The 12,099-nt window shown below is 57.9% G+C and carries 12 protein-coding genes; 4 read left to right on the top strand and 8 right to left on the bottom strand.

What is annotated here, in order from left to right:
- Nucleotides 1-2: 2 nt before the first annotated feature.
- Both IV109_RS15790 and IV109_RS15785 read left to right on the top strand, forming a co-directional pair.
- The gene (locus IV109_RS15790; protein WP_296698647.1) at nucleotides 3-617 is read left to right on the top strand and encodes a YitT family protein; all 615 of its coding nucleotides are present in this window, start codon (nucleotides 3-5) and stop codon (nucleotides 615-617) included.
- A gap of 75 nt (nucleotides 618-692) precedes the next feature.
- Nucleotides 693-1,736 carry an NADP-dependent oxidoreductase gene (locus tag IV109_RS15785; RefSeq protein ID WP_296698643.1) on the top strand — a complete coding sequence of 348 codons (1,044 nt, stop codon included), beginning with the start codon at nucleotides 693-695 and terminating at the stop codon, nucleotides 1,734-1,736.
- Between the two features lie 73 nt (nucleotides 1,737-1,809).
- Here the strand turns inward: IV109_RS15785 and IV109_RS15780 are convergent, their stop codons facing one another.
- The 3 genes from IV109_RS15780 to IV109_RS15770 are packed head-to-tail and all read right to left on the bottom strand — an operon-like array spanning nucleotide 1,810 to nucleotide 5,826.
- A complete protein-coding gene (locus IV109_RS15780; RefSeq protein ID WP_296698640.1) occupies nucleotides 1,810-3,036 on the bottom strand; it encodes a serine hydrolase domain-containing protein in 1,227 nt (408 codons plus the stop codon).
- The gene (locus tag IV109_RS15775) at nucleotides 3,033-4,070 is read right to left on the bottom strand and encodes a methionine synthase (protein ID WP_296698636.1); all 1,038 of its coding nucleotides are present in this window, start codon (nucleotides 4,068-4,070) and stop codon (nucleotides 3,033-3,035) included. Before IV109_RS15775 ends, IV109_RS15780 begins: the two co-directional genes overlap by 4 nt.
- Nucleotides 4,071-4,092: 22 nt before the next feature.
- Nucleotides 4,093-5,826 (bottom strand): long-chain fatty acid--CoA ligase, encoded by a 1,734-nt coding sequence (locus IV109_RS15770; protein WP_296698635.1) that lies wholly within the window; start codon nucleotides 5,824-5,826, stop codon nucleotides 4,093-4,095.
- A 244-nt stretch (nucleotides 5,827-6,070) separates the two neighbouring features.
- Between IV109_RS15770 and IV109_RS15765 the strand changes: the two genes are divergently transcribed.
- Nucleotides 6,071-6,808 carry an SDR family oxidoreductase gene (locus tag IV109_RS15765; RefSeq protein WP_296698632.1) on the top strand — a complete coding sequence of 246 codons (738 nt, stop codon included), beginning with the start codon at nucleotides 6,071-6,073 and terminating at the stop codon, nucleotides 6,806-6,808.
- Nucleotides 6,809-6,812: 4 nt separating this feature from the next.
- Nucleotides 6,813-7,196, top strand: a complete 384-nt coding sequence (locus IV109_RS15760; RefSeq protein ID WP_296698629.1) for a PaaI family thioesterase — start codon at nucleotides 6,813-6,815, stop codon at nucleotides 7,194-7,196.
- Between the two features lie 1,432 nt (nucleotides 7,197-8,628).
- Here the strand turns inward: IV109_RS15760 and IV109_RS15755 are convergent.
- From IV109_RS15755 to IV109_RS15735, 5 genes are all read right to left on the bottom strand, one after another.
- Nucleotides 8,629-9,072 carry a hypothetical protein gene (locus tag IV109_RS15755; protein ID WP_296698625.1) on the bottom strand — a complete coding sequence of 148 codons (444 nt, stop codon included), beginning with the start codon at nucleotides 9,070-9,072 and terminating at the stop codon, nucleotides 8,629-8,631.
- Between the two features lie 100 nt (nucleotides 9,073-9,172).
- Complete coding sequence (locus IV109_RS15750) at nucleotides 9,173-9,610, bottom strand: hypothetical protein (protein WP_296698619.1); 438 nt, start codon at nucleotides 9,608-9,610, stop codon at nucleotides 9,173-9,175.
- A 547-nt stretch (nucleotides 9,611-10,157) separates the two neighbouring features.
- A complete protein-coding gene (locus IV109_RS15745; protein WP_296698616.1) occupies nucleotides 10,158-10,433 on the bottom strand; it encodes a hypothetical protein in 276 nt (91 codons plus the stop codon).
- Between the two features lie 563 nt (nucleotides 10,434-10,996).
- Nucleotides 10,997-11,344, bottom strand: a complete 348-nt coding sequence (locus IV109_RS15740; protein WP_296698613.1) for a hypothetical protein — start codon at nucleotides 11,342-11,344, stop codon at nucleotides 10,997-10,999.
- Between the two features lie 179 nt (nucleotides 11,345-11,523).
- Nucleotides 11,524-11,748: a hypothetical protein gene (locus tag IV109_RS15735; protein WP_296698608.1), complete on the bottom strand. Its 225-nt coding sequence runs from the start codon at nucleotides 11,746-11,748 to the stop codon at nucleotides 11,524-11,526.
- Nucleotides 11,749-12,099 lie beyond the last annotated feature (351 nt).

Below are 12,099 nucleotides of genomic sequence, written 5' to 3'. Positions count from 1 at the left end.
CCGTGCCGGAATCGGCGGGTGCTTCGCTGCGCCATCGTCCCTACGAGGATGTCCAGGCGCTCATCACGGGCACCCTGTTTGTGGCCTTGGGGGTTGTCATGTTTGGCCATACCGGCCTGCTGACGGGCGGAACTGCCGGCATTGCATTCCTGATTCACTACGCCACCGGCTGGAACTTTGGCCTGGTCTTCTTTCTGGTCAATCTGCCGTTTTACGGCCTGGCATGGAAACGCATGGGGAAGGCCTTCACTCTGAAAACATTTGTGGCCATTGGCCTGCTTTCGCTGTTTGTCAACTTATTGCCCCGGTTGATCGGTTTTCAGACCCTTTGGGCACCCTTTGCTGCCGTCATGGGGGGCTTGCTGATGGGTGCCGGCATGCTCATGCTGTTTCGCCACCGGGCCAGCCTGGGGGGCTTCAATGTGCTGGCCCTGTACCTGCAGGAGCATTTTGGCTGGCGCGCCGGCCGGATTCAAATGGCTTTTGACTGCGGCATTGTGCTGTGCTCACTTGCCCTGGTGGATTGGCAGCATGTGGCACTGTCTGTGCTGGGTGCTGTCGTGATGAACCAGACGCTGGCGACCAACCACCGGGCTGGCCGCTACATGACCCTCTAGCGACTGTCGCTTTCGCTACCCCGGCCCGATGGGCTTCGCGCTAGGATTGCCCAGTTTTTCATTCTGGAGTTTTCCATGTCTACCGTAGCCACCCTGACCAACCACCAGATTCGTCTGGCAGCCCGCCCCGTTGGCATCCCTACCCGCGCCAACTGGCAGAGCGCCAGCGAAGCCGTGCCCGAGACACCCGAGGGCGGCGTGCTGCTCAAAACGCTGGCACTTTCACTGGACCCGGCCATGCGCGGCTGGATGAATGAAGGCAAGAGCTACATTCCACCCGTGGGCATTGGCGAAGTCATGCGTGCTGGCGGCGTGGGCAAGGTCATTGCTTCCAAAAATTCAAAGTATGCCGTGGGTGACCATGTCTCCGCCACCTTTGGCGTTCAGGAGTATCTGACCCTGGCCGAGGCCGACTTCAAGCGCAACGGACTGGTCAAGATCGACCTCAAAGTGGGCAGCCTGACCCAATGGCTCAACGTTCTGGGCATGCCGGGCATGACCGGCTATTTCGGCCTGATGGACGTCGGTCAGCCCAAAGCGGGGGAGACCGTGGTGGTGTCCGGTGCGGCAGGCGCAGTCGGCCAGACCGTGGGCCAGATCGCCAAGATCAAGGGTTGCCGCGTCGTGGGTATTGCGGGCGGTGCCGCCAAGTGCGAGTGGGTGGTGAAAGAACTGGGCTTTGACGCCTGCATCGACTACAAGGCCGGACCCGGTGCGGTACGCGCCGGTTTGAAAGAACATTGCCCCAAAGGCGTGGACATCTACTTCGACAACGTAGGCGGCGAGATTCTGGACGACGTGCTGGCCAAAATCACGCGCGGTGCACGCATCATCATCTGTGGCGCCATCAGCCAGTACAACAACACAACGCCGATTCAAGGACCCAAGAATTACCTGAGCCTGCTGGTCAATCGCGCCCGCATGGAAGGCATTGTGGTGTTTGACTACGCTGACCGCTACCACCTGGCCGTGGCTGAAATGGCAGGCTACCTGAAAGACGGCCGCATGAAGAGCAAGGAAGACGTGGTGAAAGGCCTGGACACGTTCCCCGAGGCCCTGATCAAGCTCTTCACCGGTGAGAATTTTGGCAAGCTCGTACTGCAGGTTGCCGAAGACTGAACAGCAATTTGCTATTAAATAAATAGCCGGCAGTCCTTATAAAACAAGGGCTACCGGCTTTTTTATTGTCCTTTCAGTCTGCCAGCGTGGCGTAGACCAGATCCCGGAACAGCATGCGGTAGTACTCGCGCTGGTTCGGGGCTTGCAGCATCAGAATGGCAAACATATCCTCAGCGGGGTCGACAAAGAAGGTCGTACCCGCCATGCCACTCCAGAAATACATACCCACCGACCCTGGCACCGCCGCCACGCCCAGGTCTTTGCGTACCGCAAAGCCAAGGCCGAAACCATGGCCAGGTGGCAGCAACGCAGTCGACGCACCCGCGTTCACCGGAATAGTGCCCAGATGATCCGCCGTCATGAAGGCCACCGATCTGGAGCCCAGCAGACGCACACCATGGAGCTCGCCCTTGTTCAACATGAACTGCAGAAAGCGCGCGTAATCCATGGTCGTGGAAACCAGACCACCACCACCCGACTCCATCGCGGCGTTTTCCCGCACATCAATCACACGCATCTGCAGGCCGCCCTCGGGGTCGCGGGCAAAGGGCTCGGCAATACGGTCAAAGTCAGATTCAGGCACGGAAAATCCGGTGTCCGTCATGCCCAGGGGCTTGAAGATATGTTCCTGCAGGTAAGCGCCCAGCGCCTGGCCGCTGACCACCTCAACCAGCCGCCCCAATACGTCCGTGGCACGACCGTACTCCCAAGCCGTGCCAGGCTCGAACATCAGAGGCAAGGCGGCCAATTCATGCGAGAACTCGGCATTGGTGCGATCGCGTGAGCCGATGCGGGTTTGCGCATATTGCCGCTGCACAGGGGAATTGCCCATGAATTCATAGGTCAGGCCCGCGGTGTGACGCAACAAATCCTGCACCGTCGCTGGCTGGCGCACATCCTGCAATTGCACCTTGCCATCCACCAGCATGGCCACCTTTTGGGCACCGTACTCGGGCAGGTACTTAGCAACAGGATCGTTGAGCAGCAGCTTGCCCTGCTCCATCAGCATCAGGGCCGCCACCGAGACGATCGGCTTGGTCATCGAATAAATGCGGAAAATAGCGTCCCGTGCCATCGGGGCGCCCGCGGCCGGATCGCGTGCACCCAGGCTTTCAAACAAGGCCAGCTTTCCGTGCCGCGCAATCAGTGCGACGGCGCCGGGCAAGCGCTGACGATCCACCTCCGACTGCAGGACCTGCATCAGCCGGGCCGTGCGCTCTGGACACAAACCAGCATCTTGCGGTGCCGCAGTGGGCAAAAAGCTTGCTGTCGAAGCTGTGTGTAGCGGTTTGCGACTCATGCGGATGCTCCTGTTGCGCCATAACGTTGCCGAGCCAACGCAGCCCCTGCTGCCAAGGCCTCCAGTTTCTTCACCGCAAGCTCGCGGCTCATGGGGGCCAGTCCGCAATTGGTACAGGGAAATAACCTGTTTTTTGCCACAAACTGCAAGGCCTTGCCAATGGTATCGGCCACCTGCTCAGGTGTTTCCACCTCGTCGCTGGCCACGTCAATCACCCCCACCATCACGTCTTTGCCTTCAAGGAGCTTCATCAGATCTGGCGGCACATGCGAGTGATAGCACTCCAGGCTCACTTGCTGGATGCTGCTTTTGGCCAGTGCCGGAAAGATGGCCTCGTACTGGCGCCATTCCTGCCCCAGGGTTTCTTTCCAGTCCAGATTGGCTTTGATGCCGTAGCCGTAGCAAATGTGCACGGCGGTGGTGCAGGTCAGCCCCCGCGCAGCACGCTCCAGCGCCTTGACACCCCAGTCGGCAGCTTCCTTGAGGTACACATTGAAGGCCGGCTCATCAAACTGGATGATGTCCACGCCATCGGCCTGCAAGGCAAGCGCCTCCTGGTTGAGCAGATCGGCAAAGGCCATCGCCATGTCGACCTTGTTGCCATAAAAGCGGTCCGCCACGGTATCCACAATGGTCATGGGGCCAGGCAAGGTGAACTTCAGCTTCTTTTTCGTGTGAGCGCGTGCCAGCTGGGCCTCAAACGCATGAACACGGCCTTTGAGCCTGAGTGGCGCAATCACCTGCGGCACCTGGGCGTCGTAACGGCCATTGCGAATGCCCATGGTGACCTTGTGCTCGAAGTCGATGCCCTCGACCTGCTCCAGAAAGCCGTGCACAAAATGCTGGCGGGACTGCTCGCCGTCGCCAACGATGTCCAGCCCGGCATCCTCCTGCGCCTTGATCCACAAGAGCGTGGCGTCGGCCTTGGCTTGCTGCAATTCGGCGCCCTGCGCCTTCCATTGTGGCCAGAGTTTTTGCGTTTCAGAAAGCCAGGCCGGTTTGGGCAGACTGCCCGCAATAGAAGTTTCAAACACATCGATCTCCTGAAAAAGGCTATCAGGCGCTCTCTGCCTCTTGCAAAGTACGCCACATCACCTTGCCGCTTCCGCTCTTGGGCAAGGCATCCACAAACTGTACCGTACGTGGCACCTTGTAGACCGCCATATTGTCACGGCACCAGCCGATGATGTCCTGTTCGGTCACCGCACCCTTGTGCGACTGCCGCAACACGATCACGGCCTTCACCGACTCACCACGGTAACTGTCCTTGGTGGAAATGATGCAAGCCTCCTGCACCGCCGGGTGTTTGAACATCAGCGCTTCCACCTCGGCCGGCCAGACCTTGAAACCGGATGCATTGATCATGCGCTTGAGCCGGTCAGTCAGGAAGAAATAGCCGTCCGCATCCACATGGCCCAAATCCCCCGAGCGGAAAAAGCGCTTGCCCTCCAACTCGATGAACACCTCGGCCGTGGCATCGGGCCGCTTCCAGTAGCCCTGGAAAACTTCGGGGCCGTGGATGATGATTTCGCCCTGCTCACCCAGGGGCATTTCCTGCCGGGTTTCAGGATCGATGACCCGCGCATCGGTGCTCATGAACGGAATGCCCAGACATTGCTGCTTGGGATCATCCGGCGGATTGCTGTGCGAAGGTGCTGCGGTTTCGGTCAAGCCGTAGCCCTCTACGTAACGCAAGCCGTATTGCTCAAGCAGGCGCTGCGCCACGGCCTGCGGCATGGCGGCCCCGCCGCCGCCAATGTAGACCAGACTGGACAGGTCGAACTGCGCAAAGTTAGGACTGCCCAGCAGGTCAATCACCATGGTGGGAATGTTGGTCCAGTGCGTCACCTGCCAGCGCGAGATGAGCCGCCCGGCCAGCTCGCGGTCCCAGCGCGGCATGATGACCAGCGTGGCAGCACCCCGGATGCTGGTATGCATCAGACTGACCATGCCCGTGATGTGGAACATGGGCACCACGGTGAGAACCACGTTTTCAGCCGAGCCATTGCCCCATAGACCACCGGCAATGGCGTTGTGCATGATGCTGGAATGGGCATGCATGCAACCCTTGGGAAGCCCGGTAGTGCCACTGGTGTAGGGCAGGATGGCCAGATCGGTCGGGCCAACGGTCAATACGGGTGCCGCAGAGCTCACGCTTAACGCGTCATCCCAGCTGTGCAATTGTCCGCCCTGCAGGGCGGGCAGCGCATGACGCGTCAGCAGCCACTCGGTCCATGCGGCGGGCGGAGCATCGTCGCCGGAGATGTTGGCGTCAAATGCATCGGTGAAGTGCGTCACCACCATGTGTTTCAAGCGGATTTCAGGCGCCAGCGCATCACTGGCACGGGCCAGCTCGGCCGCGAGATCGGCCGTGGTGATGGCCACCTTGGCATCGGGGTCCGAGATGTAATGCTTGAGCTCTTCGGCGCGGTTCATGGGGTTGACCGGCACCACCACCGCGTTGGCACGCAGAATTGCAAAGTGCGCAATCACGAGCTGCGGGCAGTTTTGCATGCTCAGCACCACCCGGTCACCCTTTTGAACCCCCAGCCCATGCAAACAGGCGGCCAGCCGCTCCGCTTTTTGTAGCACCTCGGCATAGCTGTAAACGCGTCCAAAAAAGACCAGCGCCGCATGCTTGGGATAGCGCCGGGCACTGGTCTCCAGGTTGTCCCACAAGGAGGTCTCCGGGAGCGTGATCGCGTGCGGCACCCGCTTGGGCCAGAAACGATAGTGAGCGCGAGGTTCCGATTTAACCTTGGGCGTCACGGAACTTGAAGACTGGTCCATATGGCAATGCTTTCTCAGTGTGAGGTGATGAGTAAGGGGGAAATTTTGCGGTAGCACAGGATACGGGAGGCAAGATACACCGGATGACGCCTGCTGTCGCCGCCGGGACGCCATGGCCCTCGACAAGGCACAGGATTTGCACATGAAACTTGCGCAAACCCCAAGACCCATCCGGCCCAAAATTCTGGGACACTGGGGACCATGCCGATTCACCAGAATACGCACATTCAACAAGGAGACAGCAATGAAAGAATTTTCAGGCAAAGTTGCCATCGTCACAGGCTCCTCAAGCGGCATTGGCGAGGCCATTGCCCGGCGCCTCAGCGGGCTGGGTGCCTCGGTGGTCATCAACTCCGCGTCCTCGGTGGAGGCCGGACAGAACATCGCCAAAGAGTTGGGTGACAACGCCCTGTATGTGCAAGCCGACATCAGCGACAAAGCCTCGGGCGAACACCTGCTGGCAGCCACCCTCCAGCGCTTTGGCAAGCTCGACATTCTGGTGAACAACGCGGGATGGACCACCGCCATACCGCACCACGATCTGGAGGCCCTCACCGACGACATCTTCAGCCGCACCTTTGAGGTCAACGTCAAAGGAACCTGGATGCTCACCAAGGCGGCCATGCCCTACCTCAAGCAAAGCGACGACGGCAATGTGGTCAACATCACCTCCATCGCAGGTGTGCGCCCCGTGGGCAGCTCCATTGCCTATTCCATGAGCAAGGCCGCGCTCAATCACATGACGCTGCTGCTGGCCAAATCATGTGGGCCCGTGCGCGTGAATGCCGTTGCCCCCGGCCTGGTGGCCACCCCCTGGACCAAGGACTGGCAGGCGCAGCACGAAGGCGTCAAGGCCATGGCACCACTCAAACGCTCAGCCACGCCCGACGACTGCGTGGAAGCCACGCTGGGCCTGCTGAGAACACGCTACGCCACCGGACAAATCTTTGTGGTTGACGGCGGCCTGAAACTGGTGGTGTAGCCCCATGCATCACCCATTTTCAGACCTGATTGGCCTGAGCTTTGAAAAACAGTCGAGAGGCTTCAGCAAATGCTCACTGACAATCGCCGAACACCATTTGAATCCGCACCGGGTGGTGCACGGCGCGGTGGTCTACGCGCTGGCCGACACCGGCATGGGCGCCGCACTGTACCCCACGCTGGCCTCAGGCGAAATCTGCGCCACTGTGGAAATAAGCATCAGCTACTTCAAGCCGGTGGTCTCTGGCCTCATCACTTGCACCACGGAGATTGTGAACAGAGGCAAAACAGTGGCTCATCTGCAATCACGCGTTTACTCGGGCGAAGTTCTGGTCGCGCAGGCCAATGGCAATTATTCGATCTTTACGCCGCGGCAAAGGATTGAATAGCTTCGACATTGCTTGAGCACGCGATAAGTCCGTTGCAGTCATTCCAAAACCGGTTTTCAGACTTGTTGAGACTTGAACACTTCTGGACTCAGGACGGCGTGGCACTCAACTCCGTTCGTGTCTCCCGCCCTTTGGGCTCCTCCTTGACCTCACTGCGCTGAGCGCCACGCCATCCTGAGTCGGCCAACACAGATCCCGCTGCAGAAGCGAAGTACGTAGCCATTCAGAGCGGATGTTCAATTTCGGGCGACAGCTTTCGAGAAGGTTGACCGGCGCTTGAAGGCCCAAAGCCGACTTTCGCTCCGCTCCGAAGCGGTCACTGAAAGCGCAGTTTTAAGCTCGGAGCTCAGTGGTGGCCACAGGCATTCCACTGGAACGAAGAGTTACGTGGGCAATACCCACCAGTACAGACGCTGCGGAAAGTAGCCAAGCATTGGCCTCAGAACGAAAATCAACCATGAATATGACCGATAAAGGGTAGATCACTGCAAACACAAACATGAGCGCCCCGATCCTTTTTGACCAGGTCGGCCATTTGGTTCCCAGCGGCGCGGGTAGCCACACAGGGAAAAGCACCAGAATCAGAAGCACGGTCTCTTCAGCCACTGCAAAAAAGTCCACGGGGATTGGCGTGTTGCCCCCACGAGGTGCGCTGACCCACATAAAGAAAAAGAAGCATGCGAATGTACCTAGGCACCAGCGAAGTGGGTGGAAAGTTAAAATGGTTTTGGGCCACGCACGGATAACGCAATATGCGTACACGCTCCAGGCCACTAAGTAGGGGAAAGCATAGTGAAAGATCTTCAACTCAGACCTTGCCCCCTCTGCATGCCACGCATACGCTGTGGATAGCGCACTACTTGCAAAGCCAACAATTACAGCGGCCGTTAAGGGCCTCTCGATGTGTTTCCTGGCCAAAATCGAGAGAGGGATAACGACAAGCAGTGCAAACTCGCTTAACAATTGAACCGTGCCTCGACTCCACCAAAGGTCAGACAAGTTCCACTCAAAACGCGGTGCAGTTCGACAGGCGACTAGCAAGCATGCTAAGTCCATAGTCACTAGGCAAAGCAACGCAGCGGCAAGAGCCATCGTCATGATTACAAGACGCACCATACGCAAACCTAACGAATATGTATTGGGATATGTTGCGGAGCACTATAGCCCACGGGGCCACGCCCTCTAAGGGCTGCTATCGCCGCGTGCCAGGTCTAGGTTTCGATTCAAAGCTGACGTTAAATTTTGAGTGAGCGGTCCGGAGAAAACGGCTCGCCTCTAGCAGGCCCATACCGGTCATACAGATTTCCAGATTGCAGTCATTCAAAATGCGCCAAACCGCCCACTGCGGATCCGCACGGTGGGTGGTTTGGGGGGTGACGGTTAGAAGCCGCTGCCTACCCGATTGGGCAAAGCGGCTGCTCTTGCAATGAATTTATGCATGCCGCATCCACACTCGGCATGCCGGCTTTGCTTCAGCGCCCCAAGCATATGCGCTGACGGCGCCAGCCTTCGCTTGCTGAGACAAACGCACGCGAAGCGCCGAAACTGCGTCACATGGCACGGCGATAGAAAACATCTCCAGAGAAAGCTCGCCCTTGTCTTCAACGAAGAACAAATCGATGCCTTCAACCTCGCTCCCATAGAGCTTCTCGGCTCTCAGAGTTGCAAGCGCTGATGGCTCAGAGATGGTGACACCACCTCTGCGATTTCCAGCAAATTGGATCTCCAGCTTCTGACCCAGTATTGTTTCCAACGTCGACCTGTTCATGCCTATAGAAATCTGGCCTATGCCGGAACCGACAGGATTGAGAACGGGCTGAGCGTTCACAAGTGCACCAACAAACATCGCACCGAGAAAGAAGGCTTGTCTTCGCATCGTTGCCTAACGTTGGTCTCAAATGGACCGAAACGGCGCACTCAGTTGTGAAGAATGGCAGAAGCGCTTCCTGCCGTTGTGGGCCCAATCCACGAACCTGTTAGCCGCCATCTTTACATCCTTTGGCGTGCCAAAGCTCGAACGCAGCTTGTGGCAATAGAAACTGCAAGGTGGAGGGGCCATCCGTGCTGTACACGACCTTAGGCGGGCGGCCAGGCTCGATAAGGATTGCCCCAAAACCTTGCCCCAACTTCCCAACTTCAAATGTCGTGGTCTTGTTTCCACTGCGGACTACCAAGCGATCCGCGAACCAGAATTGAAACGTGACTTTCTTAGGGCTCAGGCATTTGGCCGTGTCTTGCATCGCGTACTGCGTATGTGCGACGCCTTCAATTGACCCATCATCCATTTGTCCTTCAACCTCAGACGGTGCAAAAGCAATGATGGTGGGGCCTGAAGCGGTTGTTTTCTTCTCAACCAGTCGAGGGATTGCTGCAGCAACGTGAAGACTGACCGAAAGGGCCAGACCAATCCCCATGTGTGAGAGCGATGGCAAGGACATATGCTGGCTAACGTTTTAGGCCAGGCGAGGCCGCAGGCCGTCGCCGCTGGGCCGACCCGTTAAATTGCTTGCGTGCCCACATGGCGCGGATGAACTACACGCCCAAATACGCACAGTTGCAAATGCGTTCATTTTGAAAAAATTCATTTGGTTCTCCTTCGTCCCGCGATGACTGCTACAGCCACAGCGGCTACAAGCCAACCAGCTACCGATAAGACAACAAGTGAAAGCACCGCGTTGTGTCCACACCAGACGCCTAGCAATTGCCAAGGTGCAGCGCAACCCACGGCCAACACGACAAACGCAAAAATGGGTCCGCTAAACAGCAACCCCAAGACCTTGATGGCATCTACAACCATGAGTGCAATTTAACGTTCAAGGTGACCGGCGCTGTGCAGCTTCATCGCGCAGCGTCCAGAGAGCGAAGCGAACGGGGTCGACCGCAGGGTTGGGCGTCTTTACGGATAGAGGTATAGCCAACGAGCGGGACAACGACATAAGCATGGAAGGGAACCAAGGTGGATTAGTTGGTTGAAGCCTTTGCTGCAGCAGCCAATTGTTGGACAAGCACAGAGGGACCTCGAATAACAAGCCCCATGTATGTTTCCGCTTTGACCTCAATTGACCCACCTGGGAGTTGAATTTGATATGTGGTCACTTCTTGAGAGCCGCCAACACCCCACGAAAGTTCTTTCATCGTTCCTCCGGCTTGCGTAACCGCAATGCGAAGCTTTGAGAGTAGACCGTCATCCCACTCAGGGCCAAGCTCAATTGCGAGAACAGCGGAGGAGTCGTTCATTGAGACACCCAACGTAAAGATGACCGGACCACCAAAACTTGCGGCGAAGCCGCCTCCTGCTGTTGTGGGTCCGTGTCGATTGACATGTTAAACATGGCCTTCAGAAGCGCTCCAGAGTGCTAGGCAGCGGGAGTGACCAGGGGTCGTGACCGTCGACAGAGTAGAACTCAAGCTGCGACGGACATCCGCCCTTTTCCCACAGCAGCACCCCAACAATTCCTCCGCTCGCGTCCTTTCCAGAGTACGAACAGACTTCGCGTTCGTTCTCCCCGACGCGAGGAGGTTGAAAGAACACTGTGGGACATTGGCCGCAGCCACAACGCCCAACCACACGCAGAGGCCTCGCCGAGGAGGCCAGCTCGAACGCCTCCCGGTCAATGAGAACCGCGAGAACTTCCTGCTCTTCGGAGCTGAGAGCGCGCTCCTCAGTAGATACGAAGAACGGGAACGTGGGAGCGGCGTGGGCCATGTTTAACGTTGGAGGCCACCGGCACGCAACACACGTCGCGAAGCGACAACTTGATGTTGTGTGTCCGCGTGGGCCGACCCGTTAGACCTCAGTGTCATTGTGATCCACCACGCTTTTGCTTCGCCGCTTCCCGCGCGAGTTCTGCTGACGACGGTGTCGCCAACACTTTTCCAGGGGGACTAGGGTCGGACACCTCGACGATCTCAAAAGTCACTCTGTCACCGACTTTTAGTTCAAGCCCATTCGCCCACGTGAGCTGTCGGGGCTGCGTCCCGTTGAGTGCCAGGCCCATGACGTTGAACACGATGCTGGATGTATCGATGATGCTATTGGGACCGGCGGCGCCGAACGCCACTTGGCCCGAAAGCATGGAAAGGTCTGGAGCACCGGCGACTGCGACCAACTCGCCGTTGACTTCGATCCGGAGCGCGGGGACTTTCATGAGGTCTAACGTTGGCGATGATTGGACGGCAACGGCGCACTGCTGACCGAAGAATGGCGGTGCCATTGGCCGCCGTTGGTGGTCCAATCGATTAACCTGTTATCCATGATGCCCCGCTGAATACTTGGTTTCAAGCTGTTGAATTTCGCGCTGCTCGCGCCGCCGCTGAAACCACCCGATTATTGCCGCCCGATGGTCACGACGACAAAGACAAGAAAGCCGATCCAATTGTCTTCAACCATCCACTTGGTTCGATATGTGTCGAGGCCATGCCCGCCACTGACCTTGTCGAGGGCAATGAGGATCATCGCGACCAAGCCGCCTGCAGCAGCGAATCCGCCAACCCACGCACCGACCACCACGAATCGCGATGGCGGAGTTGAAGATGCGTTGAGCTTGGTCATGGATAACGTCGAAAATGTGCGGCACACGCGTAGCGGGTGTCCGTACGGTTGACTCGGTCTGTCGCGGATCGCAACACCTCTTGGCGCGTATTCTGCCTATTCAAAACCGTCCCTTTTTTGGTCAACAGCCTACGTAGCTGTGTCACTTCGTCCGTGTCAAAAGCTCGCTTTTGTCCGTGCGCTGTGTCGCAGCTACGCACGCTACCAGAAAATCGTCGCTGTATAAATACCCAGTATGTGTGCTAGCGCCACTGTTCTATACGTCGATCGACCGTAATTTAGACCGCAAAACTTGCAGGATATTCTGGGCGCTGCGGGATAATCTGGACATCATTTCCTCCTAAGAATGGC

The sequence above is a fragment of the Rhodoferax sp. genome (assembly GCF_018780565.1).
Taxonomy (GTDB): Bacteria; Pseudomonadota; Gammaproteobacteria; order Burkholderiales; family Burkholderiaceae_C; genus Rhodoferax.
Note: the sequence above shows the minus strand (reverse complement) of the source record. Positions and strands in the feature narration are given on the sequence as shown.